At 57.2% G+C, this 25,746-nt stretch carries 25 protein-coding genes and 3 pseudogenes; 13 read left to right on the top strand and 15 right to left on the bottom strand.

Annotated features, from left to right (window positions below):
- Positions 1–89: 89 nt before the first annotated feature.
- The 5 genes from sucD to AC0L7S_RS08145 form a co-directional block, all read right to left on the bottom strand.
- Positions 90–986, bottom strand: a complete 897-nt coding sequence (gene sucD, locus AC0L7S_RS08165) for a succinate--CoA ligase subunit alpha (RefSeq protein WP_473473867.1) — start codon at positions 984–986, stop codon at positions 90–92.
- Positions 987–992: 6 nt separating this feature from the next.
- Positions 993–2,189: an ADP-forming succinate--CoA ligase subunit beta gene (gene sucC / locus AC0L7S_RS08160; protein ID WP_473473866.1), complete on the bottom strand. Its 1,197-nt coding sequence runs from the start codon at positions 2,187–2,189 to the stop codon at positions 993–995.
- 15 nt (positions 2,190–2,204) lie between these two features.
- Positions 2,205–3,173 carry a malate dehydrogenase gene (gene mdh / locus AC0L7S_RS08155; protein WP_473473865.1) on the bottom strand — a complete coding sequence of 323 codons (969 nt, stop codon included), beginning with the start codon at positions 3,171–3,173 and terminating at the stop codon, positions 2,205–2,207.
- A 280-nt stretch (positions 3,174–3,453) separates the two neighbouring features.
- On the bottom strand, positions 3,454–4,686 hold the full coding sequence (gene zapE, locus AC0L7S_RS08150; RefSeq protein ID WP_473473864.1) for a cell division protein ZapE: 1,233 nt from the start codon (positions 4,684–4,686) through the stop codon (positions 3,454–3,456).
- Positions 4,687–4,721: 35 nt separating this feature from the next.
- Positions 4,722–5,261 (bottom strand): protease inhibitor Inh/omp19 family protein, encoded by a 540-nt coding sequence (locus AC0L7S_RS08145; RefSeq protein WP_473473863.1) that lies wholly within the window; start codon positions 5,259–5,261, stop codon positions 4,722–4,724.
- A gap of 220 nt (positions 5,262–5,481) precedes the next feature.
- Here AC0L7S_RS08145 and AC0L7S_RS08140 point away from each other — a divergent pair, with 220 nt between their 5' ends.
- The 6 genes and pseudogenes from AC0L7S_RS08140 to AC0L7S_RS08115 all read left to right on the top strand — a co-directional run bounded on the left by AC0L7S_RS08140 (position 5,482) and on the right by AC0L7S_RS08115 (position 10,726).
- Positions 5,482–5,643, top strand: coding sequence for a DUF1328 domain-containing protein (locus tag AC0L7S_RS08140; RefSeq protein ID WP_473473862.1), 162 nt, complete (start codon positions 5,482–5,484; stop codon positions 5,641–5,643).
- An 83-nt stretch (positions 5,644–5,726) separates the two neighbouring features.
- Positions 5,727–6,608: a diaminopimelate epimerase gene (dapF, locus tag AC0L7S_RS08135; protein ID WP_473473861.1), complete on the top strand. Its 882-nt coding sequence runs from the start codon at positions 5,727–5,729 to the stop codon at positions 6,606–6,608.
- Entirely contained in the window at positions 6,608–7,906 is a 1,299-nt protein-coding gene (mtaB, locus tag AC0L7S_RS08130; protein ID WP_473473860.1) for a tRNA (N(6)-L-threonylcarbamoyladenosine(37)-C(2))-methylthiotransferase MtaB, read from the top strand. Before dapF ends, mtaB begins: the two co-directional genes overlap by 1 nt.
- A gap of 14 nt (positions 7,907–7,920) precedes the next feature.
- Positions 7,921–9,638: pseudogene (ftsY, locus tag AC0L7S_RS08125) on the top strand (signal recognition particle-docking protein FtsY).
- A gap of 70 nt (positions 9,639–9,708) precedes the next feature.
- Positions 9,709–10,368 (top strand): septation protein A, encoded by a 660-nt coding sequence (locus AC0L7S_RS08120; protein ID WP_473474230.1) that lies wholly within the window; start codon positions 9,709–9,711, stop codon positions 10,366–10,368.
- Positions 10,369–10,558: 190 nt separating this feature from the next.
- Positions 10,559–10,726 (top strand): hypothetical protein, encoded by a 168-nt coding sequence (locus tag AC0L7S_RS08115; protein WP_473473859.1) that lies wholly within the window; start codon positions 10,559–10,561, stop codon positions 10,724–10,726.
- On the opposite strand, the gene AC0L7S_RS08110 is transcribed toward AC0L7S_RS08115, so the two are convergent.
- From AC0L7S_RS08110 to AC0L7S_RS08090, 5 genes and pseudogenes are all read right to left on the bottom strand, one after another.
- Positions 10,717–11,298, bottom strand: a complete 582-nt coding sequence (locus AC0L7S_RS08110) for a DsbE family thiol:disulfide interchange protein (protein WP_473473858.1) — start codon at positions 11,296–11,298, stop codon at positions 10,717–10,719. The genes AC0L7S_RS08115 and AC0L7S_RS08110 overlap by 10 nt on opposite strands.
- Complete coding sequence (gene ccmD, locus AC0L7S_RS08105; RefSeq protein ID WP_473473857.1) at positions 11,295–11,468, bottom strand: heme exporter protein CcmD; 174 nt, start codon at positions 11,466–11,468, stop codon at positions 11,295–11,297. Before ccmD ends, AC0L7S_RS08110 begins: the two co-directional genes overlap by 4 nt.
- 138 nt (positions 11,469–11,606) lie before the next feature.
- Positions 11,607–12,272, bottom strand: coding sequence for a heme exporter protein CcmB (ccmB, locus tag AC0L7S_RS08100; protein ID WP_473473856.1), 666 nt, complete (start codon positions 12,270–12,272; stop codon positions 11,607–11,609).
- Positions 12,272–12,879, bottom strand: a pseudogene (gene ccmA, locus AC0L7S_RS08095) (heme ABC exporter ATP-binding protein CcmA). Before ccmA ends, ccmB begins: the two are co-directional and overlap by 1 nt.
- Before the next feature lie 73 nt (positions 12,880–12,952).
- On the bottom strand, positions 12,953–13,111 hold the full coding sequence (locus tag AC0L7S_RS08090; RefSeq protein ID WP_473473855.1) for a hypothetical protein: 159 nt from the start codon (positions 13,109–13,111) through the stop codon (positions 12,953–12,955).
- A gap of 40 nt (positions 13,112–13,151) precedes the next feature.
- Here AC0L7S_RS08090 and acnA point away from each other — a divergent pair, with 40 nt between their 5' ends.
- The 3 genes from acnA (at position 13,152) to AC0L7S_RS08075 (ending at position 17,633) form a co-directional block, all read left to right on the top strand.
- The gene (acnA, locus tag AC0L7S_RS08085; RefSeq protein ID WP_473473854.1) at positions 13,152–15,854 is read left to right on the top strand and encodes an aconitate hydratase AcnA; all 2,703 of its coding nucleotides are present in this window, start codon (positions 13,152–13,154) and stop codon (positions 15,852–15,854) included.
- A 170-nt stretch (positions 15,855–16,024) separates the two neighbouring features.
- Positions 16,025–16,807 (top strand): DUF1223 domain-containing protein, encoded by a 783-nt coding sequence (locus tag AC0L7S_RS08080; RefSeq protein ID WP_473473853.1) that lies wholly within the window; start codon positions 16,025–16,027, stop codon positions 16,805–16,807.
- 439 nt (positions 16,808–17,246) lie between these two features.
- Positions 17,247–17,633: a DUF2794 domain-containing protein gene (locus AC0L7S_RS08075; protein WP_473473852.1), complete on the top strand. Its 387-nt coding sequence runs from the start codon at positions 17,247–17,249 to the stop codon at positions 17,631–17,633.
- Between the two features lie 142 nt (positions 17,634–17,775).
- Here the strand turns inward: AC0L7S_RS08075 and AC0L7S_RS08070 are convergent, their stop codons facing one another.
- The 4 genes from AC0L7S_RS08070 to AC0L7S_RS08055 all read right to left on the bottom strand — a co-directional run bounded on the left by AC0L7S_RS08070 (position 17,776) and on the right by AC0L7S_RS08055 (position 22,978).
- Positions 17,776–18,342 (bottom strand): GNAT family N-acetyltransferase, encoded by a 567-nt coding sequence (locus tag AC0L7S_RS08070; RefSeq protein ID WP_473474229.1) that lies wholly within the window; start codon positions 18,340–18,342, stop codon positions 17,776–17,778.
- Between the two features lie 105 nt (positions 18,343–18,447).
- A complete protein-coding gene (locus AC0L7S_RS08065) occupies positions 18,448–19,227 on the bottom strand; it encodes a Bax inhibitor-1/YccA family protein (RefSeq protein WP_473473851.1) in 780 nt (259 codons plus the stop codon).
- 506 nt (positions 19,228–19,733) lie between these two features.
- Positions 19,734–22,283: an ABC transporter permease gene (locus AC0L7S_RS08060; RefSeq protein ID WP_473473850.1), complete on the bottom strand. Its 2,550-nt coding sequence runs from the start codon at positions 22,281–22,283 to the stop codon at positions 19,734–19,736.
- Positions 22,283–22,978: an ABC transporter ATP-binding protein gene (locus tag AC0L7S_RS08055; protein ID WP_473473849.1), complete on the bottom strand. Its 696-nt coding sequence runs from the start codon at positions 22,976–22,978 to the stop codon at positions 22,283–22,285. The genes AC0L7S_RS08060 and AC0L7S_RS08055 overlap by 1 nt, the downstream gene beginning before the upstream one ends.
- Positions 22,979–23,042: 64 nt before the next feature.
- Between AC0L7S_RS08055 and AC0L7S_RS08050 the strand changes: the two genes are divergently transcribed.
- Positions 23,043–23,705 (top strand): arylesterase, encoded by a 663-nt coding sequence (locus AC0L7S_RS08050; protein WP_473473848.1) that lies wholly within the window; start codon positions 23,043–23,045, stop codon positions 23,703–23,705.
- Positions 23,706–23,841: 136 nt separating this feature from the next.
- A pseudogene (gene thpR, locus AC0L7S_RS08045) lies at positions 23,842–24,436 on the top strand (RNA 2',3'-cyclic phosphodiesterase).
- Here thpR and AC0L7S_RS08040 read toward each other — a convergent pair.
- Positions 24,340–24,858 carry a low molecular weight protein-tyrosine-phosphatase gene (locus tag AC0L7S_RS08040; protein ID WP_473473847.1) on the bottom strand — a complete coding sequence of 173 codons (519 nt, stop codon included), beginning with the start codon at positions 24,856–24,858 and terminating at the stop codon, positions 24,340–24,342. The pseudogene thpR and the gene AC0L7S_RS08040 sit on opposite strands and share 97 nt — an antisense overlap.
- Positions 24,859–24,878: 20 nt before the next feature.
- Between AC0L7S_RS08040 and AC0L7S_RS08035 the strand changes: the two genes are divergently transcribed.
- Together AC0L7S_RS08035 and AC0L7S_RS08030 are read left to right on the top strand one after the other, a co-directional pair.
- Entirely contained in the window at positions 24,879–25,208 is a 330-nt protein-coding gene (locus AC0L7S_RS08035; RefSeq protein ID WP_473473846.1) for a 4a-hydroxytetrahydrobiopterin dehydratase, read from the top strand.
- Positions 25,209–25,303: 95 nt separating this feature from the next.
- Positions 25,304–25,651: a YkvA family protein gene (locus tag AC0L7S_RS08030; protein ID WP_473473845.1), complete on the top strand. Its 348-nt coding sequence runs from the start codon at positions 25,304–25,306 to the stop codon at positions 25,649–25,651.
- The last annotated feature ends 95 nt before the right edge of the window (positions 25,652–25,746 follow it).

Raw genomic sequence — 25,746 nt, 5'->3', positions numbered from 1 at the left:
GTCTCCTTGCGTTTGCGGCCTCGCCGCGTTTCGAACGTTCACCCTTCCTTGCAAATCGCGCCGGGTGAACATTCCTCCCGGCGCGCAAATCAGCCTTTGATCGCTTCGACCAAAGTCGTCCCCAGTCTGGCCGGCGAGGGCGAAACCTTGATACCCGCCGCCTCCATTGCCGCAATCTTGTCTTCCGCTCCGCCCTTACCGCCGGAAATGACAGCGCCAGCATGGCCCATGGTGCGGCCCTCCGGTGCCGTGCGCCCGGCAATGAACCCGGCCATCGGCTTTCTGCGGCCGCGCTTGGCCTCATCGATGATGAATTGTGCGGCGTCTTCTTCGGCGGAACCACCGATCTCGCCGATCATGATGATCGACTTGGTTTCCTCATCTGCGAGGAACATTTCGAGCATGTCGATAAACTCCGTGCCCTTGACCGGATCGCCGCCAATGCCGACCGCCGTCGACTGCCCAAGACCGGCATTGGTGGTCTGGAATACGGCTTCATAGGTAAGCGTTCCCGAGCGCGAAACAACGCCAACGGAGCCTTTCTTGAAGATATTGCCGGGCATAATGCCGATCTTGCATTCGTCCGGCGTAACGATGCCCGGGCAATTGGGACCGACCAGCCGTGATTTCGAACGATCCAGCCGCGCCTTGACCTTGATCATGTCCATCACCGGAATGCCTTCCGTGATGCAGACGATCAGCGGAATTTCAGCGTCGATCGCCTCGATGATCGCAGCCCCGGCACCTGCTGGCGGAACATAGACGACTGATGCCGTCGCACCGGTCTGCGCCTTGCCTTCGGCAACGCTGGAAAAGATCGGCAGCGGCACGGAACCATCCCACTTTTCGCCACCCTTCTTGGGGTGAATGCCGCCAACCATTTTAGTGCCGTGGTAAGCCAGGGCCTGTTCGGTATGGAACGAGCCGGTCTTGCCGGTCAGGCCCTGAACGAGAACCTTGGTGTCTTTGTTGATGAGAATGGACATCGCGGTTCAGTTTCCCTTCACGGCTTTGACAATCTTTTGCGCGGCATCGTCGAGGTCATCGGCCGAAACCACGTTCAAGCCGCTTTCACGAATGATCTTTTTGCCAAGCTCGACATTGGTGCCTTCGAGGCGCACCACCAGCGGAACCTGAAGCCCGACTTCCTTGACTGCCGCAACCACGCCTTCAGCAATCACATCGCACTTCATGATGCCGCCGAAGATGTTGACCAGAATGCCCTTTACTGCGGGATCCTTGGTGATGATCTTGAAAGCCGCCGTTACCTTTTCCTTCGTTGCGCCACCGCCAACGTCGAGGAAATTGGCCGGCTCGGCACCATAGAGCTTGATGATGTCCATCGTTGCCATGGCAAGTCCGGCACCATTGACCATGCAGCCGATATTTCCATCGAGCGCGACATAGGCGAGGTCGTATTTCGACGCCTCGATCTCCTTCTCGTCCTCTTCCGAGGTATCGCGCAATTCGACAACATCGGCGTGCCTGAACAGCGCGTTATTGTCGAACGAAACCTTGGCGTCCAGCACGCGCAGACGCCCGTTCTCCATCACGATCAGCGGATTGACTTCGAGCAGGCTCATGTCCTTTTCGACAAACGCCTTATAGAGAATGGGAAACAGCGTCTCGCCATCTTTCGCGGCATCGCCGGTCAACTTCAAAGCGCCATTGAGCGCTGCAACATCGCTGGCCGTCACGCCCTTTTCCGGGTCGATGGCCACCGTGATGATCTTTTCGGGCGTATCATGGGCGACGGCTTCAATATCCATGCCGCCTTCCGTCGAAACGACGAAGGCAACGCGGCCAACCGTGCGATCGACCAGCAACGACAGATACAATTCGCGATCGATATCGGCACCGTCCTCGATATAGAGTCGGTTGACCTGTTTGCCGGAAGGGCCGGTCTGCTTGGTCACAAGCGTCGAGCCGAGCATCTCGTTGACGTTGGCAACCACTTCGGCCACCGACTTGGCCAGCCGCACGCCGCCCTTGGCGTCTGCCGCCAGTTCCTTGAACTTGCCCTTGCCGCGCCCGCCAGCGTGGATCTGGCTTTTCACTACATAGAGCGGACCAGGCAACGCCTTGGCAGCCGCTTCGGCTTCACCCGCCTTGAACACCGGCACGCCCTCGGCCACTGGTGCACCAAAACTCTTCAGGAGTTTCTTGCCCTGATATTCATGGATATTCATATCAAGCGTCTCCGGTCATTTCTTTACGAGTTGCGGTGCGATGGCCGTGCAGGCATCAATCAAGCCCTGCACCTTGCCGACCGAAGCTTCGAACATCTTCTGTTCGCTCTTGCTAAGGTCGATCTCGATGACACGCTCCACACCGCCTGCGCCAATCACCACCGGTACACCGACATAGGTGTTCTTGATGCCGTATTGACCGTTGAGATGGGCCGCGCATGGCAGAACGCGCTTCTTGTCCTTGAGATAGGCTTCCGCCATCGAAATCGCTGAAGCGGCGGGCGCATAATAGGCCGAACCGGTTTTCAGGAGGCCGACGATCTCGGCACCCCCGTCGCGTGTACGCTGCACGATCTTTTCGAGTTTATCTTTCGAGGTCCAGCCCATCTTGACGAGATCGGGCAGGGGAATACCGGCTACCGTCGAATAGCGGATCATCGGCACCATTGAATCGCCGTGGCCGCCGAGCACGAAAGCAGTAACGTCTTCAACCGAAACCTTGAATTCTTCTGCGAGGAAATAGCGAAAGCGCGATGAATCGAGCACGCCTGCCATGCCAACTACATGGCTCTTGGGAAGGCCGGAGAATTTCTGCAATGCCCACACCATGGCATCGAGCGGGTTGGTGATGCAGATGACGAAAGCCTTGGGCGCATATTTCTTGAGACCGGCCCCGACCTGCTCCATCACCTTCAAATTGATCCCTAAAAGATCGTCGCGGCTCATGCCGGGCTTGCGCGGCACGCCGGCCGTCACGATGCACACATCCGCGCCTTCGATGCCGGCATAGTCGTTGACGCCGGTCAAGCGGCTGTCAAACCCGTCGACGGGCGATGATTGCGCGATATCGAGGCCTTTGCCTTGTGGCGTGCCTTCGGCGATGTCGAACAACACCACATCGCCAAGATCCTTCATACCAATCATATGGGCGAGCGTGCCGCCAATCATGCCGGAACCGATGAGCGCTATCTTGTTGCGTGCCATGTCAGGATCATTTCCCTTTTTCTGTGACGACGCCACGACGGCGTCGAGGATGAGGCCGGTAGGGTGCGGGAGAACCGCAAAATTTCGCCGCACCCAATAGCCCCAACATAGGTAAAATTCAACCGGTTATTTCAGCATCAGTGATTTCAATCGGTTAGAAGCAAATGGACTTACGTAAACGTCAAAATTTTAACGCGCGACACAAACTTTATACGACCGATGCGCCAAAATCAGAAGGCTGTTTCAGGCTAATGACGCAATATTGATGCGAACACGCGTTTCAACTCTGGGCAGCAGGAGAAGGAGGCCGCACCTCACCTGTCGTCGTTTCCTGCGGTCTGCCTTGCTCAACCTCATGTCTTGTTGCCCAGTCATCCAGCCAATCGCGGCTCTGCATTTCGATCAGCCGTGACACGGTGCGGTCGAATTCGAACGCTTCGGTCCCGCGCTTGCCCGCGTAAAGCCCGCCGGCAGGTGCGTCGGCACTCAGCACCAGCCGCACATGATGGTCATAAAGCGTATCGACAAGCAGAATGAAGCGTTTCGCTTCGTTGCGCTTGTCTTGCGCCAATATCGGGACGTGGTCGATGAAAACGGTAGAAAAACGTTTCGCGATGGCCAGATAATCGCGTGCGCCAAGCGGTTTTTCGCATAGGTCGGCAAATGAAAAGCGCGCGGCATCATTGGCCGCGCGAGGAACCGGCACCTTTCGCCCCTTGACCGTCAGCACAACCTTGCTTGTCGAGGCACCGTGCGTCATGGCTGACCACAACTCATTGAGCACCATATCGGCTTCGCTATCGGCAGGCATCACATAGACAGGCAGCCTGTTCAACTTGTCCAGCCGGTAGTCCTTGTCGGTTTCGAGCATCAGGACTTCGGTATATCGCTCCAGAACGCCGATGAACGGGACAAAAAGCTGACGGTTCAGGCCATTATGATAGAGATCGTCGGGAGCAACGTTTGAAGTGGCGACCAACACGACACCATTGGAAAACAATGCCGAAAAAAGGCGCGACAGGATCATCGCATCGGCAATGTCGGTCACTGAAAATTCGTCGAAACACAACACCCATGCTTCTTGCGCAAGGGCGCGTGCTACCGGCGCAATCGGATCATCTTCCTTCACAAGACCCGTCTTGCGAGCCTTGCGATGGCCCTGGATTCGATCCTGCACATCCGCCATGAAGTCATTGAAATGGACGCGCCGCTTTCGTTTGACCGGCACGAGGTCAAAGAAAATATCCATGAGCATCGTCTTGCCGCGCCCGACGCCGCCATGAATATAAAGCCCCTTGACGGTCGCGCCCGTTTCGCGCTTGCGCGCAAAAAGCCAGCCAAGCGCGCTGGATTTATGCGCGACCCTTTTCGTGGCGATATCATCAATCAACCGGTCAAGCCGTGCCACCACGCGCTGCTGCGCGTCATCTGCTTCGACCATGCCATTTGCAATCAGATGGTCGTAACGCTGTTCGACGGTCGCATGGATTTGAAGGCCGTCACGCAGATGCATGTGTCATGTCGCTGAGGAATTTATCCGTTAAGAGCTTACCTTGATAGCGATATGGGCTGACCATTGGAAGTCTGGCCATCAAACTTGCCTGACCCTGACGAATAGAGGCGCGCCAGCGTGCCGCCGTCCTGGTCGTAAAGCGTCAACTGCTTGCCGCCTACATTCCATGATTTGATGCTATCGATCGGCGGCGGGCAATGCAGCGGGCCAGCCCTGTAGCCTTGACCGAATTTTGTCTGGGGCGTCGCAACCCTGCAGCTTTGTCCCGCAACATTGACGTTCCAAACGCCTGCAACGCTGGACGGGGTGAGGTCGGCCGCACCTGATGGTGCACCGCCATCGCTTGGCAGCGAAGCCATTTGGGGATCTTGCGGAGCCGTCGGGAATTGTGAGGAATCCGCTGGCGCTGGCATCGCTGGCGGCGGCAACTGGCTGGAGGATATCGTGCCGGAAGGCGCAGCCGGAAGCGGCGCCGGCTGGGCCGAATCCATCGAGGAAAAGCGCGTACTTGAGCAACCGCTCACCAGAAGCGCAGCCAAAGATACGGCAATTAGGCCGGGTCTCGAAAATGTCATTCCAACCTCCGCGGGTCCATAATAGACGCCGTTCGAATAGATATGTTCCCCACCAAGATGGAGAAGGTGGCAGAATTTCAACCCGATATGGTTAAATTTGAGTTTGTACGATGATATGTTGTAATTTTGTCGCAGTTCAAACCGCGCCAGATCGTGTTTGGAACACAATTGGCCTCACCGGCGTTTCCTCACTGGAAAATAACCGCACTGGGGTCAAACGATGATCAAATGGATTATCATTCTTCTTATTGTTGCCGCCGCCGCCAGCGTGCTCGGCATGCCTTCACTGGCTGGAGCCGCAGCCACTGGCGCGCGGATCCTGATCGGTGTCGTACTTGTCATCTTCCTGCTGGTCGTATTGGGAATTTTCGTGGTGACGTAAGTGCCGGTGCGTGCCGCAACACTGGTAATTCATGACCGTTTCAGCCATATAGCGCGCAACGGATACAGATAAAGACTGGCTTCATGGCAGGCGCGGCCCCTTTTGCCAAAATGAATGGCATCGGCAACGAGATCATCGTTGCCGATATGCGTGGACGTGCTGACAAGGTCAGTGCGGCGGCCGCCCTTGCGCTCAACGCGGATGCAGCGACGAAATTCGACCAGATCATGGCCGTTCACGATCCGCGAACGGCTGGCACAGCTTATTTTGTCGATATCTTGAATTCCGACGGCACTTCTGCGCAGGCATGCGGAAACGGCATGCGCTGTGTCGTCCAGGCGCTTGCTGCCGAAACTGGCACAAAGACATTTACTTTTGAAACACCGGCCGGAATTTTGAATGCCGAGGAACATGGCGACGGCATGATCTCGGTCGATATGGGCGTGCCACATTTTTCCTGGCAAAGCATCCCGCTTGCCGAGGAGTTTCGCGATACGCGCATGATCGAATTGCAGATCGGGCCGATTGACGCGCCGGTTCTGCATTCGCCTTCTGTGGTGTCGATGGGAAATCCGCATGCGGTTTTCTGGGTCGATAACGATGTCTGGTCCTATGAACTCGACCGTTTCGGACCGATGCTGGAAAACCATCCGGTTTTCCCTGAACGCGCCAACATCACCATTGCGCAAAAGATCGCGCCCGACACCATGGCCATTCGCACTTGGGAGCGCGGTTCAGGGCTTACCAAGGCATGCGGTTCCGCTGCATGCGCAACTGCCGTTTCGGCTGCGCGCACCAAGCGCACCGGTCGCAGCGTCACACTTCATGCGCCGGGCGGCGAGCTTCATGTCGAATGGCGCGAGGACGACCATGTGGTCCTGACCGGTGCCGCCGAATGGGAGTTTTCCGGGACATTCGATCCCGCTACAGGAACATGGCAACGCGATGCGGAAAGTGTTGCCTGATGAGCGCCTCGACCAAAGGCATTGATGTCGTCACCTTCGGCTGTCGCCTCAACACCTATGAATCGGAAGTCATGCGCCGCGAAGCCGAAAAGGCTGGCCTCGGCGAGCTTGTTGGCGGTGCCATCATTTTCAACACATGCGCGGTCACCGGCGAGGCCGTGCGCCAGGCCCGGCAATCAATTCGCAAGGCACGGCGCGAACATCCGCAAGCCCGCATAATCGTCACCGGATGCGCGGCCCAGACCGGCCCGCAGGATTTCGTCACCATGAATGAGGTCGATCTCGTTCTCGGCAATGAAGAGAAACTTCACGCCAATTTTTACCGGGCGCTGCCGGATTTTGGCGTCAACGATACCGAAAAGGCCCGCGTCAACGATATATTCTCGGTGCGTGAAACCGCCACGCATATGGTCGATGCGATCGAGGGTCGCGCCCGCGCCTTCGTGCAGGTGCAAAACGGCTGCGACCATCGCTGCACGTTCTGCATCATCCCCTATGGGCGCGGCAATTCCCGCTCGGTCCCGATGGGTGCCGCGGTCGAGCAAATCCGGCGCCTGGCCGAAAACGGCTATGCGGAAGTGGTGCTTTCAGGCGTCGATATGACCAGCTATGGCGGCGACCTGCCCGGCAGTCCGAAACTTGGCAAACTCGTGAAAACCATCTTGCAGCAAGTGCCCGAGGTAAAACGGTTGCGGCTGTCGTCAATCGATTCCATCGAAGTCGACGACGATCTTCTTGAGGCCATCGCGACGGAACCGCGGCTCATGCCGCACCTGCATCTGTCGCTGCAATCGGGCGACGACATGATCCTGAAACGCATGAAAAGGCGTCATTTGCGCGCCGATTCGATCCGTTTTTGCGAAAAAATGCGCCAAATTCGCCCCGATATCGTGTTTGGCGCCGACATAATTGCCGGTTTTCCGACCGAAACGGAGGAAATGTTCGCGAATTCTTTGAAAATTGTCGAGGAATGTGGCCTGACGCATCTGCATGTATTTCCGTTTTCGCCCCGCGAGGGGACACCGGCTGCGCGCATGCCGCAGGTGAAACGCGAGGTCGTCAAGCAACGCGCTGCACGCCTGCGCGCTGCGGGTGAAAGTGCTTATCACAAGCATCTCGATGCGCTCGCTGGCACCAGCCAGTCCATCCTTGTCGAGCGTGATGGCCTTGGCCGGACCGAGGGCTTTACGCTTGCGGCAATCGATACTGGCAAGCCCGGCGAAATCGTTGAAGCACGCATAACCGGCCATGACAGCGAGCGTTTGAACGCCGTCCCACTTGCCGCCTGTGCGGCGTAAGGCAGAAAGAACGCATGGCCTTCGGTTTCATCAAGAAAATATTCTCCTTCGGCAAGAAGGAAGTCGTCGAGGAAAAGATCGACGAGGCAGCGCCCTTGCCGCCGCTCAATCTCGATGCCTTGAAGCCTGCCGCAGATGTCCCCGTCCCTGAGCAAATCGAACCGGTCGCCGACAAAAAGCCATCCGAATTGCCGGATCGCGTGGCGGATGCGCCTGCACCTGCCATTGCCGATGAGGTAGCAACCCCCGAACCGCCAATCGCCGCGCCGCAAGTTGCCCCGGCTGACGAGACGCCTCCTGCCGACGAGCCACCCGCTATAGACGAGCCAGATGCAGAGACGCTTCCTGTCGTTGAGCCTGCGCCCGAGATAAAGCCCGAGCCGATATCTGAGAAAAAGCCTGAACCAAAGCCGGTCGCACCCGAATCAGAGCCCGAGCCGGACCCACGCGAAGCGGAAGCTGAGGCTGAGGCTGAGGCTGAGGCTGAGGCTGAGGTCGAACCAGCCACTCGCGAGTCGGTCGAGGACGACGAACCGGCGGCCCCCGCTTCCGAAACAGAAGCCGCTATAACTGAGCCGACACCACAGGATGTTCGCCTCGACACCGTTGAGCCGGTTTCGGCTGAATCGGCCACGCCACCTGCTGTCGAGGCCGTGGAACCCGCACCATCACCTGTCGAGGAGGTCGCTCCGCCTCCTCCTGCGAAAAATGAGGAAAGCCCCGTATCGGGCAAGACAGCTGCGCCGGGCAAAGTAACCGTCACCAGGAAGGTCGAGCAAAAGGCTCCGCAACCGACACCGGAACCGGTTCAACCGAAGCGCTCATGGTTCCAGCGCATGAAGGATGGGCTGGCGCGCTCCTCAAAGAGTTGTCGGGCAACATCACTGGTGTTTTTACCAAGCGCAAGCTTGATGAAGACACATTACAGGACCTCGAAGATGTGCTGATTCGGGCAGACCTCGGCGTCGAAACGGCGCTGCGCGTTACCGATGCGCTCGCCGCCAGCCGCTACGGCAAGGATGTCTCCGACATCGAGGTTCGCACGATCATGGCAGCCGAAGTGGAAAAGGTTCTGGACCCGGTGGCTCAACCCCTGGAACTCGATCTGTCGCATAAGCCGCATGTCGTTCTGGTCGTTGGCGTCAACGGCACCGGCAAGACCACGACCATCGGCAAGCTCGCCGCCAAACTTACCGAAGGTGGGCTTTCGGTCATGCTCGCCGCCGGTGACACCTTCCGCGCAGCCGCTATCGAACAACTGAAGATATGGGGAGAGCGAACCAACTCACCCGTCATTGCCACGAAATTGGGCGCTGATGCTGCCGGCCTGTCATATGACGCCTTCGAACAAGCCAGGGAGGCCGGCTCCGATGTTTTGATCATTGACACTGCCGGTCGTTTGCAAAACAAGACCGAACTGATGGCCGAGCTTGAAAAGATCGTGCGCGTTCTGGGCAAGCTTGATCCTGATGCGCCCCATACAGTGTTACAAACGGTCGATGCGACCACTGGTCAAAATGCCCTCAATCAAGTCGAGATTTTCCGAAATATCGCTGGCGTCAACGGGCTGGTGATGACCAAACTGGACGGAACCGCGCGTGGCGGCATTCTCGTGGCGATTGCCGCCAAGCATAAACTTCCGGTTTATTTCATTGGCGTTGGTGAGCAGGTTGACGATCTGGAGCCATTTTCCGCAAACGAATTTGCCCGAGCCATTGCGGGTGTAGAATAGAAACTGGCGATATGGCGTTGGTCCCGTCTTTTGACCTGCTAGCCATCCCTTCCTTCGATAGCGAGCCATGATGAACATGCCGATCCTTGAACGCGATCCATCCGAACCTCAAAAAGCCAAGAAGGCACCCATCAATCCCGTGCTCAAGCTGACGCTTGAGGTCGGGCCGCTGCTGGTGTTTTTCTTCACCAATACGCGCGGTGCCTGGTTGGCGGAGAAATTTCCGGCTTTGGCCGAATTCGGTGGCCCGATATTCATTGCCACGGCCATGTTCATGGCCGCAACCGCGATTGCTCTCATCGTGTCGTGGCTTCTGACGCGCACCCTGCCAATGGTGCCGTTGGTGTCGGGCATCGTCGTGCTCATCTTCGGCACGCTGACACTCTATCTGCAAGACGATGTCTTCATCAAAATGAAGCCGACCATCCTCAACACACTATTCGGTGGCATCCTGCTCGGTGGCCTCTATTTTGGCAAATCGCTGCTTGGATATGTCTTCGATTCAGCCTTCAGGCTTGACGCCGAGGGTTGGCGAAAGCTCACTTTGCGCTGGGGCGTGTTCTTCCTGGTAATGGCCGTCGTCAATGAGGTCATCTGGCGAAATTTCTCGACCGACTTCTGGGTGGCCTTCAAGGTATGGGCAAACATACCCATCACCCTTCTGTTCACAGTCAGCCAAATGCCGCTGATCATGCGCCACTCGCTCGATGAAGAGACCAAGAAGAGTTAGAGCGAGATCCGAACCGCTCCAGTCATCGCCTGAAATGAACTCGACTCAGGCCAACAGCCAGCCATGCATCTCGCGCAATGCTGCGATGCAGCATATTCTTTTTGCATCACAGAATAACTATGTCATGCTTTGAATTGATCGGGAGGAACAAACGCGCCGCGAAAATGCGGCCCCATAAAAGGATTGTTCCATGATCTTCAACGACTTTATTTCCCGTGCCCGCGCCAATCTGGCGCGTCGCAAGCGCTACAACCAGCTCGTCAACGAAATCAATGGCCTCAGCGATCGTGACCTCGTCGACATGCGCGGCAACCGTGACGATATGCTTCATCACGTTCATAAGGAATTTTACGGCTGAGAAGGTTTTTGCAACGCCTTCTCGATTTCGGGCATGAGCAGATTGCCGACGGATTGCGGCGTCAGCGGCCCGATATGCTTGTAAGCGATCTTGCCATCCCGGCCGATGACGAATGTTTCCGGCACGCCATAGACGCCCCAATCGATCGCTGTGCGACCAGCGGCATCGACGCCGATGACCGCATATGGGTTGCCAAGCTCGTTCAGGAACTTCAGCGCGTTCTGAGGTTTGTCCTTGTAGTTCATTGCCGCCAGAGTGAAGCGGCTGTCGCCTGATAGCGACAGGAGGACTGGGTGTTCCTCGCGGCACGGCAAACACCATGACGCAAAAACATTGACCACCGTTACTTTGCCAGCGAACGAACTGGAATCCAGTCCGGCAAGCCCGCTGCCTTCGAGCGCGGCCAGATGCGTCTGTGGCGCGGATTGGCCGATCAGAACGGACGGGACTTCAGAGATATCGCGCCCCGACATCAATTGCGCGAGAAACAGGCCCGCGAGCCCGAGAAAAATCACCAGCGGCAAAAGTACGATCAAGCGCCGGCGTGCAGGCTTTTGCGGTTCGACGCTCATTGTTTGCCAGACCCTGCCTGATCGGAGCGGCGGCGCACGCCGGACGCTTCCAATTCGGCCAGTTCTTTCCTGCGAGCCCGCTGGTCAAGAAGTATCCAGCCGATCAATCCAGCCAGAACAACGGCTGTGATCGCATAAGCAGCGGTTACGTAGAGATCGTGCACGCTCATTGGGAATGCTTCTCCATTGCGCAACCCGGCATGGAATGTCTTTTGGCCAGTAACATGACGCATCCATTAACCGCCCCGCCATTGCAGCGCAATTGGCTGCGCGCGACGCTGTCATCAATTGAATGAGAAATGACCACCTCAATCCGTGCCATGGCGCAGGCCGAGCGCTGCGGCAAACGGTCCGACCACCGCGAAAAACATGGTAAGTGCAATGAGGATGAGAAAAGGCTGCATGAATGGATCAGGTTCTGCAACAGCACCATAGCTGGCCGATACGCCAAAAATCAGCACCGGTATCGTCAACGGCAGCACCAGAACCGAGATCAGCAAACCGCCGCGTGGAAGCGCAACCACCACTGCAGCACCTACCGCGCCGATGAAGGTGATCGCCGGCGTGCCTACCAGAAGCGTCAATGCCGATGCACCAATGGATAGTGGGTCCATATTCATGAAAAGACCAAGAAATGGCGCGGCAATCACCAGCGGCAGCACACTTCCTGTCCAGTGAGCCAGGCATTTGACCAATATCGTCAGCGCCAGCATGTGGCGATCGTCATTGACAACCAGAAGGTCGAGCGATCCGTCTTCGCGGTCTTGCTGAAACAGCCGGTCAAGACCGAGAAGCGAGGCGAGCAAGGCACCGATCCACAAAATCGCCGGGCCAATGCGGGCAAGCAGCTTGAGATCAGGCCCAACGCCGAACGGGATCGTGGCGATGACGGCAAGAAAGAAGATGATGCCTGTCAGCGCACCACCCCCGGCACGAACGCTAAGGCGCAGGTCCCGGATGAAGAGGGCAAACATTATGAGATGCTCCCCATCCTCAATTCCTTAGCATCTGTTAGCCCCAGGGGCATATGCGTGGCCGCAACGATCAGCCCTCCATCGTCAAGATGCATTTTCATCAAACCCGCAAATCTCGCCTCCGACGCTTTGTCCAGGCCCGCCGTCGGCTCGTCAAGCAGCCAGATCGGGCGGCGGCTGACCAGCAGCCGGGCAATCGAAATCCGGCGCTTTTGCCCGGTCGAAAGATAGCCATATGGCAGATGGCCGATTTCACCGAGGCCGACAGCCTCCAGCGATTGGGCAATGCCAAGACCATGATCGCCGCCAAAGCGCTGCCAGAAATCGAGGTTCTCGACAACGCTGAGTGCCGTCTTCATTGCATTGGCGTGACCCAGATAATGACACGCAGATGCGACCGTCGGGTGGTCTTCCCCGGTACCCTCAACCCACACGCGCCCGCTTGCGGCGGGCAGCAAGGCTGCGATAATGCGCAGCAAGGTTGACTTGCCCGAACCGTTCGGGCCGGTCACGAGAAGCGCTTGTCCGTGATCGATCGAAAAGTTCACGCCGTCAAAAACGTGTTCACCCCCCGTTCGCCACAAAGATTGTCGGCGATCAGCCGCATTATGCCTCCTTCGTCGAAAGTCTGTGTCCTGCATGCGCATGTTGCAGCAGAATTGACAATTCCGCATCTAGAACTATTCCAGAAAATTCTCTATATGCGGTGCAACCGGGCCAGCGGTCGGCTTGGGAACCGAATTTGCGCCGAACCAGCGTGCCAGCCGCCTTGAACGGCCCGAACGCGTGGAAACGGACAGCGGAAATGGCCGTACCCGCACCTTTGCGCGTGATTGCATGCCATCGGAGTCCGTTCCCAGTTAGGCTGAACAGACCAGAATGGGATCGCACGTGTCCAAATCACTCGACAGTTTCAATTGCCGCCGCACCCTGAATGCAGGCGGTACCGATTATGTATATTACGACCTCATCGAGGCCGAGAAGAACGGCCTGACCGGCATTGCGCAATTGCCGTATTCCATGAAAGTTCTTCTGGAAAATCTCTTGCGCAATGAAGATGGTCGCACAGTCACCAAGGAAAGCATCGAGGCTGTGGCTTCGTGGTTGACTGACAGGGGCACCGCAGGCGTCGAGATCGCCTACCGTCCGGCCCGCGTGCTGATGCAGGACTTTACCGGTGTGCCGGCAGTGGTCGATCTGGCTGCAATGCGCGATGCCATGGCCTCGCTGGGCGGTGATCCGCAGAAAATCAACCCGCTGGTGCCGGTCGATCTGGTGATCGACCATTCGGTCATCGTTGACGAATTCGGTACGCCAATGGCGTTCGCTCGCAATGTCGAGCTTGAATATGAGCGCAACGAGGAACGCTACAAGTTCCTGAAATGGGGCCAGCAAGCATTTCGCAATTTCCGCGTTGTGCCGCCTGGAACCGGCATTTGCCATCAGGTCAACCTCGAATATCTCGGACAGGTCGTCTGGACCAACAGCGATGACGGCGAGGCGACAGCCTATCCCGACACCTGCGTTGGCACCGATTCCCACACCACCATGATCAACGGTCTTGGCGTGCTTGGCTGGGGCGTCGGCGGCATTGAGGCGGAAGCGGCCATGCTTGGCCAGCCGGTATCCATGCTGTTGCCCGAAGTCATCGGATTTCGCCTCACCGGCAAGCTAAAGGAAGGTGTCACCGCCACCGATCTCGTGCTTACCGTCACCCAGATGCTGCGCAAGAAGGGTGTGGTCGGCAAGTTCGTGGAGTTCTTTGGTCCCGGCCTGTCCAACATGACGTTGGCTGACCGTGCCACCATCGGCAATATGGCACCCGAATATGGCGCCACCTGCGGCTATTTCCCGGTCGATGCCGAAACGGTGCGTTATCTCAACATGTCAGGGCGCACCGAAGATCGCATCGAACTCGTCGAAGCCTATGCCAAGGCTCAGGGCATGTGGCGCGAGAACGATTCACCCGATCCGGTATTTACCGATCTCCTCGAACTCTCGCTCGACGATGTCGTGCCGTCCATGGCCGGTCCAAAGCGTCCCGAAGGCCGCTTTGCATTGCAGGATATTCCCGCTGGTTTCGCCAAGGCGATGGACACGGAATACAAGAAGGCTGCGGAAATTTCCAAACGCTATGCGGTGGAAGGCACATCGCACGACCTTGGTCATGGCGATGTCGTCATCGCGGCGATCACGTCTTGCACCAACACCTCGAACCCGAGCGTTCTGATTGCCGCGGGCCTGTTGGCGCGCAATGCCAACCGTCTTGGCCTGAAGCAAAAGCCGTGGGTAAAAACCTCGCTTGCGCCGGGATCGCAGGTTGTTGCCGAGTATCTGGAAAAATCCGGTCTCCAGAAGGAGCTGGACCAGATTGGCTTCAACCTTGTCGGCTTCGGTTGCACGACCTGTATCGGCAATTCCGGCCCGCTTCCGGCCCCGATCTCGAAGACGATCAACGACAAGGGCCTCATCGCAGCCGCTGTGCTTTCAGGCAATCGCAACTTCGAAGGCCGCGTATCGCCCGATGTGCAGGCAAATTATCTGGCTTCACCGCCACTCGTTGTGGCGCATGCACTTGCGGGAACCGTTACCAGCGACCTGACCAAGGAACCGCTGGGCGATGACCGCGACGGCAACCCGGTATACCTCAAGGACATCTGGCCAGACTCGGCCGAGATTCAAGACTTTATCGAGAAGAACGTCACGCGCGAACTGTTTGCCCGCAAATATGCCGACGTGTTCAAGGGCGATGAGAACTGGCAGAACGTCAAGGTTCCCGAAGGTCAGACCTATGCCTGGGACGACAATTCGACCTATGTGCAAAACCCGCCCTATTTCGTCGGCATGGGTAGCGGAATCGGCAAGATCGAGAACATCAAGGGCGCGCGCGTGCTTGGTCTGTTCGGCGACAAGATCACCACCGACCACATTTCGCCGGCGGGTTCGATCAAGGCGGCTTCACCGGCAGGCAAGTACCTTGTCGATCATGGCGTCGATGCGGTGAATTTCAACCAGTATGGCACGCGGCGCGGCAATCATGAGGTCATGATGCGCGGCACTTTCGCCAATATCCGCATCCGAAACCACATGCTGGGCGAGAACGGCCGTGAAGGCGGATACACCATCCATTACCCGTCCAAGGAAGAACTCTCGATCTATGACGCGGCCATGGAATACAAGAAGGAAGGCGTGCCGCTGGTCGTCTTCGCAGGGGTCGAATACGGCAATGGCTCATCGCGTGACTGGGCAGCCAAGGGCACCAATCTTCTTGGCGTGCGCGCAGTTATTGCCCAGTCTTTTGAGCGTATTCACCGCTCGAACCTGGTTGGAATGGGTGTCATACCCTTTGTGTTCGAAGACGGTGCTTCTTGGGCTTCGCTCAACCTCAAGGGTGACGAACTCGTTGAAATCGATGGGTTGGACAGCATTCGCCCACGCCAGAAGATGATTGCCAAAGTCACCTATGGCGATGGCACCATAAAAGATGTGCCGATCCTGTGCCGCATCGATACGATTGACGAACTCGACTACTTCAAGAACGGCGGCATCTTGCAATATGTGTTGCGCGATCTGGCCGCATAACTCAGTTCGAGCACGAACCAATACAAGCCGCCGGGACATTTCCGGCGGCTTTTTTTAATGGCGGTGACAAGAATTTCACCGCAACGTGACTTCCCGTTGAACGCCGCATCTGTCAGATAATTGGGGAACCAGAAAAACAAGCTGGAGACACCGGCAGAAATCGGAAGCCCATGAAACCTGGAAAGATCGCACGACTGGCAGCAATCGCGCTTGGCTTGTCGGCATATGCAGCAACCAGTTTTGCAAAAGATTCCGGCACGCCGCTTGGCGTGGTCGAACTCTTTACCAGTCAGGGCTGTAGCTCCTGCCCGCCAGCGGATGCGCTTTTCACCGAATTGGCCAGCAAGGACAATATTGTCGCTCTCGCATATCACGTTGACTACTGGGATTACCTCGGCTGGCGCGATTCACTCGGTAGCAGGGAAAATACCGAACGCCAATATGGCTATATGCGCGCCTTTGCCAACCGTTCGGTCTATACGCCGCAAGCCGTCATCAATGGCCGCACGCATGTCAACGGTGCCAACAAAAGCGCCATCAACAACAAGCTCGCCAGTCTTGAACAGGCCGACGAGGGCATGCGGGTCGATATCAAGGTCCGTGAGCACGGCGACGGTGTGATGATCGAAGCCGGCGATGGCAAGCTCAATAGCTCCGGCAAACTCGATAGCGCCCACGTCATCATCGTTTATTTTGACGTCCCCCAGACAGTCGATATTGGCAGGGGCGAGAACAGCGGACGCAAACTAACCTACTGGAACGCTGTTAACAGCATACAGACTGCGGGAATGTGGCACGGCAAAGCCCAGAGCTATGAGCTTCCGGCAAGCGAAATCTCGAAAAAAGGAGGCTGCGCCGTCCTCCTTCAGTCCGTTGACAAGAACGGTATACCGGGGCCGATACTTGGTGCCGCCTTCGTCAAAAAGCCCGCTCCAAGGGAGCGCGGCAAATAGATGAAAGCTGGTTGAGAAGTTGCCGCATCGGTTTCAGTCAAGAAACCGGAATTGGTTCGATCCGACTCAGACCCGTGGGCGGGGGGCTTGGGGGTTACGAGCCGGTGCCGGACCGAACCGTCTCAGGCAACACATGTAAAGTCGTTCGACATTGGGGCGCTAACGCGGATAAAATAAGGCAGCAATGTGGCAAGCCATCACCAATTCCGACAGTGCGTGCAAAAACGTGACCGCGCGGGAATTCGGCAGAAATATGCATGACGCTTGAAATTCGACCCATCTTTTTGTTTTCGCACAGATAATCCCGATCTCCACAACCGTTGCCTTGAGCCCGCGTATGACGCGGCCCCACAAAGAGCGGATTGAGGTTCAACACTTGCATTTGCCAATCGAAAGCGCGAACCTTTGGGCTAGCGACGTTCATTCGAAAGGTTAAGGCATGATCGATGGCAGCGGCGGGGCGGAGGATGGGGACGGATCCGCAATATTGATACCGCTGCACGAAGCCCGACGCGAACGCCAGGATATCCCCGTGGCTTTCGAGCGCCGTGAACTCGATCAACTCCTCCGGCTTTACGGGCAAATGGTCGCCGCCAATGAGTGGCGCGACTACGCGATAGACCATCTCACTGACCGTGCTGTTTTTTCGGTATTCCGTCGCGCCAGTGAAATTCCCTTGTTCCAGATCGTGAAGGACCCGAAACTGGCGCGCCGCCAGGGGGCCTTTGCAGTGATTGCGGCTGGCGGTCGTATCCTGAAACGCGGGCACGAACTTACGCGCGTTCTAGGGGTTTTCGACAACAAGCTGAAACTGGTCAACGCCTGAGAAAATCAAGGATACCGTCATAGAGCATCCATTGTGCGTTTAAAGCACATCGCATCTAAAGGGATTCCTGCCGGGTGTTTATCGAGATCCGAAATTCGTACAGCGCCACTCGAATAATGATTTGAATTTCAGATTCGGGACGCTAGCCCCGAAATTTTCGTTCGGGCAAGGATTGTGCATCAGGTGGCAGGCTCGTGCCGCCATTCAGCTCAAGCTGCATGAACACCGTATCAAGCCAGCGACCATGCTTGTAGCCGGAACCTTCAAGACGACCGCAATGATGAAAGCCAAGCTTTTCATGTAAGCGCACCGATACGCTGGTCGAGGTTCCATCCCCGATCACCGCGATGATTTGCCGAAAACCCAGCACCCGCGTCGCTTCGATGAGGTGTTTGAGCAATGCATGGCCAACCCCCTGTCCTTTGGCTTGCGCGGCGACATAAACGGAATCTTCGACGATAAACCGATAGGCGGGACGTGCTCGAAATTGCCCGGCATAGGCATAGCCAAGCAATAAACCACCCTCGCCCTCGGCAACGATGTAGGGAAATCCACCTGAGATAAGGTTTTCAAAACGCTCCCGCATCTCGCTCAACGTCGGCGGGTCCAGTTCATAACTCGCTGTCCCGCTCAAAACCGCATCGGCATAGATGCTGGTAATATGCTCAAAGTCGGCCGCAACAGCGTCACGTATCAACAAATCACTCAACAGGCGCATACCCCTCTTCCACCGGGATGTTATGGCGACCTGTCGGCAAAAGAAAAGGGCGGCAATTATGCCGCCCTTCCTGAATGACTGGTCCAGACTGCCCGATCAGCGGCGATCGCCCATGAACTGCAGCAGGAACATGAACAGGTTGATGAAGTCGAGATAAAGTCTCAACGCGCCCATGATGGACTTGCGACCGGCAGTATCGGTGCTGTCACCTTCAAAATACATCTCCTTGATCTTCTGCGTATCGTAGGCGGTGAGGCCCGCGAAGATCAGCACGCCGAGGGCCGACACCGCAAAAGAGAGCGCCGAGGATTGCAGGAAGATGTTGATCACCATCGCAATGATCACGCCGAACAGGCCCATGATCAGGAACGAGCCCATTGCCGTAAGATCGCGCTTGGTCGTGTAACCATAAAGCGAAAGCGCACCAAATGCGGCAGCAGTCGCGAAGAAGGTCTGCGTTATGCTGGCCGTCGTGTAGAGAAGGAAGATCGACGACAGCGAAAGACCGACGAGACCGGCATAGACCCAGAATGTCGTCTGGGCTGCCGAAACGCTCATCGATTGAATACGAAACGACAGGAACATGACCGCGCCGAGAGGCGCAAGGATGACCACCCATTTCAGCGGTGATGCGAAGATCGCATAGCCGAAGGATGTCAGCATCTGGCCGCTTGGCAGGGTCGCGACCGCTGCCGATGGATCACTTGTCGTCGCCATCATGATCGTGCCGATGGCGGCGAGCCCGGTTAACAAAAGGCCAAGGCCCATCAAATTATAGACCCGGATCATATATGCGCGCAGGCCCTCGTCGATATCGGCGTCTGCACGGCCGACGGGCACTGAGCGCGTCTGGTAGTTGCGAAGGGGTTCAGCCATGGAATTCCTCTATTGCTTCTGCCCCGTCCGGTGTCAGGTCCATCTGAACCAAGGCGCCGCTGGCGGGGCTCCAGCATGCCTAGCGCTGAATATGATCATTCTTTTCGTCAAGAACAAGGCCCGTAACCACCCGCAATGCATCGTGAAAGGGCAAAAAAGCCCATTCAAACGCGTTGAGTGGCAAACATTACCAACAATTAACCTCGCGTGATCCAAAAAAGCGATTTGAAAGGGGCTAGAGCATCGGGCGGCTAAATGGGATCATTCTGCCGGAGGGAATTTGTGGCAAGGTCGAGGGGACCGGTGACGGTCGTAGCGGGACTACCACCGAACCGGAACTCGATGGATTTGACGCAAATTCACCCGGCCCTTCGGGTTTCCGAGCGGCGGGCGCCCACTGCGTCGAGGCGCTCGAACGTTGGAACCCCATCGCCCTTCGCGCCTCTCCTAGTGGATCGCCGCCCCGCTCGTGAAACAGAATTGATTCCATTTAGACGTCCGCTGCTCTAGAGGTTGCGCAAAACAGGCGCGGCTTTGTGTCCCAGCACCCTCCAGGTGCCTGCCAATCCGATCCCGACCGTCAAGATCAGGGCGAAAGCTATCGTCGCAAACGCCAACTCCGGCGAAAAATGCGAAGGCAGCGTCATGATTTTTGCCACAACGAACCAGGCGGCCACGCCTCCGGCGGCAAGCGCGAAGAATGCGGTTGCCAGGCCGATCAGCATGTATTCCAGCGCAAAAGCCGCAATCAGCGTCTTGCGGGTCGCGCCAAGTGTCTTGAGTACCACCGCATCATGGACCCGCGCACGATTTCCCGCAGCCAGTGCTCCCGCCAGCACAAGCACGGAGGCTATCAGCGCGACACCGGCCGCAGCCCGGATCGCCGCGCCAAGTTCGCCGACCAGCCGGTTGACGACATCGAGCGCATCCTTGACCCTGACTGTCGTTACTGCCGGAAATGCGCGTGTAACCGCGTTCAGCACCCGTGCGTCGTCAGCCACCGTGGCCTTCTTGTCGGCCAGTGTGGCAAGCCAGCTATGTGGAGCCCCGGCAAATGTGTTGGGAGAGAACACCATGACGAAATTTATGCCCATCGTTTCCCACTCAACCTGACGGAAATTGGCGATCTTCGCCGTCACGTTGCGGCCAAGCACATTGACGGTGATGGTGTCGCCAAGCTTGAGACCTATCTCTTTGCCTTCCTCGGCAGAAAATGAAACCAGCGGTTCGCCTGAATAGTCCTTTGCCCACCAGCTTCCTTCGGTGAGTGTCGCATTGGCAGGCTTCGTGGCGTCGTAAGTCAGGCCACGATCGCCCCGCAACACCCAAGCGCCTTCTGAAGGGATCTTAACCTTGGCAAGATCGACACCGTTCAAAGCCATGATCCGGCCACGCAGCATCGGAACCTTGACCAGAGTTGCGTCCGGCGCTTCCCTGGAAATCAGCGTAGAAAATGTATCCACGTCAGCCGCTTGAATATCGACGAAAAAGAAATTCGGAGCCTGTTCGGGGATGTTTCCGGCAATCTGACGTCGCAGATTGTTGTCGATCAGCGCCAACGTTACCAGAAGCGTCAGGCCCAGGCCCAATGACAAGACCACCGAGGGCGTCAAAGCGCCGGGTCTATGGATATTGCCGATCGCAAGGCGCAGCGTTGTCGAGCGCACGCGTGGAAATCTCCTTGCCACCACTTGCACGAGATTGCCGACGACCCGCAGCACCAGAAACGAAAAAATCGTCGCGCCGACAAAAATTGCGGCAATGCGCCTGTCGCCTGAGAAAAATACCGCTAACGCGGCGAGAAGCAGCGCAATGGCAAGAGCTGCCCCGATATAGACGGGTCGTGGAAGCCCGCGGCCTTCAAATCCCATTTCGCGAAACAGGGCGGTTGCCGGTACGTCGCGCGCGCGGCCAAGCGGCAACAGGGCAAAGGCGAGCGTGACCAGCACCCCAAACAGGGCAGCCAGACCAAGCGCACCGGGATAAAAGCCACCCGTCGCAGGAACGGGAATGACGGAGCGAAGAGCCGCCCCGGCGGCAAACGGCATCATCGCGCCAACGGCAAGACCGATGACAATTCCAAGCGTCGCAATCAACAACACCTGCACCAGATAGACGGTGAAAACGAAGCGCCCGGAAGCCCCGAGGCTTTTGAATGTGGCAATGACGCCGCGTTTGCTGTCGAGAAAAGCACGCACGGCATTTGCCACACCAACACCGCCGACCACCAGAGCGGTCAACCCGACCAATGTCAGGAATTGCGAGAAACGCTTGATGTTGGAGGACAATGAGGGCGCAGCATTGGACCGGGTACGAAACGACCATCCGGCCTGAGGAAACGAACTGCGGGCTTCATCTTCGATTGTCTTGACGCGGGCATCGCTCGCTCCGGCGGGCAACCTAACCTTGTAGGCATGTTCCACCAGACTGCCCGGCTGGACAAGGCCGGAGGCCGCCAGCCCGTCCATCGACAGCATCAACCGTGGCGCAAAGCCGAACCCTTCCGATACAGCGTCCGGTTCGGTGACCAGCATGGCGCGCAATTGCAGTGTGGCATTGCCAAGCCTGATCCGGTCACCAGGTTTCAATCCCAATCGCTCGAACAGGAGGTCTGGCGCGACCGCACCGAACACGCCGGATTTTTCACCAAACAGCGCCTCTCTGGAAAGCGCCGGTTCGGTCTCCAGCGCGCCGTAAAGCGGATAGGCGTCATCGACCGCCTTGGCTTCGACAAGAGCCTGATCGGAACCATCCTCCAGACGCGCCATTGAGCGCATATTGGCGCTTTCGGAAACCGGACCGAGCGACGAAATGAAATCGCGCTCAGTGGCACTCGCCGCACGTTGGTTGAGCCGGAACCTGATATCGCCGCCCAGCAGCACTTGACCCTGGTTTGCAACACCGTCGGAAATCGAGCGCGCCACCGAATTGACACCGCCAATGGCTGCAACGCCCAATGCAATGCAGGCCAGAAAAATGACGAAGCCGGACAGCCCGCCACGCATCTCGCGCAGCGAAAAGCGTATGGCAAGCCGCAGCGTTTGCGTCCACGCCATCAGGCCGATGCCTTTAGCGGCGGTGCGGTCTCAATTCGGCCAGAGCGCATGGAAATCTGTCGCGAACAACGCGCCGCGAGTGCGGGATCATGTGTCACCAGCACCAGCGTCATGCCGCGTTCGGCGGCCTTGGTGAACAAAAGGTCTGCGACCTGTTTTCCCGTTGTCTGATCGAGGTTGCCGGTTGGTTCATCGGCAATCAGAATGCGTGGTGAAGGTGCCAACGCCCTGGCAATTGCCACACGCTGCTGTTCGCCGCCGGAAAGTTCGCCCGGATAGTGGGTGATGCGCTCGCTGAGACCGACCGATGCCAACTCGCGCTCCGCCACGCCAAAGGCGTCAATGTGGCCTGCCAGTTCCAGTGGAACGGCGACATTTTCCAGCGCTGTCATGTTCGGGATCAGATGAAAGGACTGGAAAACGATACCGATATTACGGCCACGAAATGACGCGGTCTGATCCTCGCTTTTCCCATTCAGCAGTTCGCCCGCAATGCGGACCTTGCCTTCATCGACCTTTTCCAGGCCAGCCAGAACCATGAGAAGCGTCGACTTTCCTGAACCGGACGGCCCGACAATGCCCGTTGCCTCGCCTGCCGACACGCAAAAGCTTACTTCTTTCAGCACATGGACGCAGGACGCGCCTTCTCCCAGGGTCAGCGAGACGTCCTGTAGTTCGATGACGACTTCTGTCAAAACGGAAACATCCTATATGGAGAGGAGAGGTATGAAATTGCCTTGGTCATATGGGTCTTGTCGCATGACATTCAAACACGCCTTTCTTGGCAAACACGCCTTTCTTGGGATAGTTGCACTTTGCGCCATCATCATGATGCCGGCGCGCGCAGCATTATCCGAACCTTTGCAGATTGTCGGCTTCGGCGACAGTCTTATGGCGGGTTATCGGCTCGGCGCTGACGAAGGATTTACCGACCAGCTGCAAGCAGCCCTTCGCGCCAAGGGTCATGATGTGGTTGTCGCAGATGCCGGCGTATCGGGCGATACCACAAGCGGTGGGCTTGCCCGTCTCGACTGGTCGATTGCAGATGGAACGCAACTTGTCATTCTTGAACTCGGTGCCAATGACATGTTGCGCGGCGTCACGCCTGAAATCACCGAGAAAAACCTCGACGCCATGCTGAGCCGGTTGAAGGATCGGAAAATTGCCGTGCTTCTTGTCGGCATGCTGGCGCCACCAAATCTGGGCAGCGACTACCAGAAAGCATTCGACGCCATCTATCCCGAGCTGTCGCAAAAGTATGGGGTGCCGCTTTACCCCTTCTTTCTGGACGGCGTCGCCGGTGAACGGGCGTACCAGCTTGACGATGGCATGCACCCAAATGCCGCCGGAATTGAGCGCATGGTTGAACGCATATTGCCAACCGTCGAGCAGGCTATGGAAGCCGTACAGCATGGCTCTTGAACAGCCTGCTTCATGATGGAATGCGGCGCGACCTTCCACATGACTCCCGATGAGTGGGATAAAAAGCGCTTGATCCGGGATCGGAACAATGATTCGCTGCCAATCGAGAGTTCGATTCGAGGACAGGAGGCTTTCCATGCCACGTCTTTTCACAGCCCTCGAAATTCCACGAGATGCTGCCCTCTCACTCTCTCTTTTGAGGGGAGGCCTGCCCGGTGCACGCTGGGTCGACGTTGAAAACTATCACATCACGTTGCGCTTCATCGGAGATGTCGAAGGCCACGTCGCTGACGAGATTGTCAACTCACTCGACCGTGTCCATCGCCCGTCCTTCCCGTTGAAGCTTTCAGGCGTCGGCGTTTTCGGCCAAAAAAACCGCATTCAGTTTGGGCGGGTGTTGCCGCATCTCCCGATCTTTCAGCACTTCAAGGCGAGATCGACCGCATTTGCAAGCGTCTCGGCATCTCAGCCGACCCGCGTAAATTCACCCCCACATCACGCTGGCCCGCTTGCGCAACTCCAGCCCGAATGAAGTGGCAGCCTATCTTTCCGCGCGTGGAAATTTCTCCGTAGCGCCCTTCCGTGTCGGGCGTTTCGTGCTGATGTCGGCGCGCGATTCGGTCGGCGGAGGCCCCTATGTCGTCGAAGAGGCGTGGCCGCTATCGGGCAATGAAATGCGCGCAGCCAATCTTGTCACCAATAGTTCCGACGCTTCGCGCAGCATGCGGTAGACGGTATCGAAACCTTCCGGCCCGCCATAATAGGGGTCTGGAACATCATGCGCCTGCCCGTTGGCCAATTCCAGGAACAGATGAACCCTGTCCTGCGCACCCGCTGGTGCCTGCGCCCGCAATTGTTCGATATTCGTTCGGTCCATGCCAAGAACAAGGTCAAAACGCGTAAAATCATGATCGGTCGTCTTGCGAGCTCGCTGAGCCGAGATGTCGATGCCATGCCGGGCCGCAATGGCAACGGACCGCGGGTCGGGAGCCGACCCGGCATGCCACGCACCCGTACCCGCCGAATCCAGCAACAGCCGCCCCTGAAGGCCGCGTTGGAGCAATACAGCCTCAAATACGCCTTGCGCCAATGGAGAACGGCAAATGTTGCCGAGACAAACGAACAGGATCGATTTTATGGGCTTCGCATCCATGAATACCGCGCTATCCTTCAATGACTGGTGTGTCGATAACACAGGAGCGTGATGTGGCGAGAGAAAAACTGAACAGCGACGCAATTGATGAAGCTCTGGCAAGTCTGCCCGGCTGGTCGTTAGCCTCCGGCGGCAATGCGATCAATCGGATTTACACATTTGCCAATTTTTCCGAAGCATTTGCTTTCATGACCCGCGTGGCGCTTGCAGCGGAGAAAATGGACCATCACCCCGACTGGTCGAATGTCTACAAGACCGTCAACGTCACATTGAATACACATGATGCCGGCGGTCTGACCTCTCTTGATGTCGATCTGGCGAAAAAGATGAACCGCATTTACGGCATCTGATATGCTGAAACCTTGTACTAACGGCGACATTTCACCACATCTCAAGTGAAAACCGCGCATTTGGAGTACGCGCCGGTTTGCTAGGAGCGATGCACATGACGCAAAACACCGGCACCAACGGCAGTTCTTTGGACGAAGACGACGTGCGGGAAAAATTCTGGCGTACAGCCAAGAAAGCCGCGCGCCAGATACCATTCATGGAAGACCTGGTCGCCGCCTATTTTTGCGCGCTCGACAAGGACACGCCCTTGCGCGCCAAAGGCATATTGCTTGCCGCACTTGGCTATTTTGTCCTACCGGTAGACGCCATCCCCGACATTATACTTGGCTTCGGCTTCACCGATGACGTTGCCGTCTTGACCGCCGCCATCGCTGCCGTGCGCGCGCACATTACACCAGCCCATCGTCTCGCCGCCAAAGAGGCAATCGAGGACAAGGGCTGATCGCTTGTCGGTCCGGCTTGGCTGATTTGCGACCAAATTGTGGCAATCGAAGTCAAATTCTTGCCGTTTTCATGATCTCCAACTCGCCTATAGGG

The organism is Mesorhizobium sp. G2-6-1, from assembly GCF_055809095.1.
Note: the sequence above shows the minus strand (reverse complement) of the source record. Positions and strands in the feature narration are given on the sequence as shown.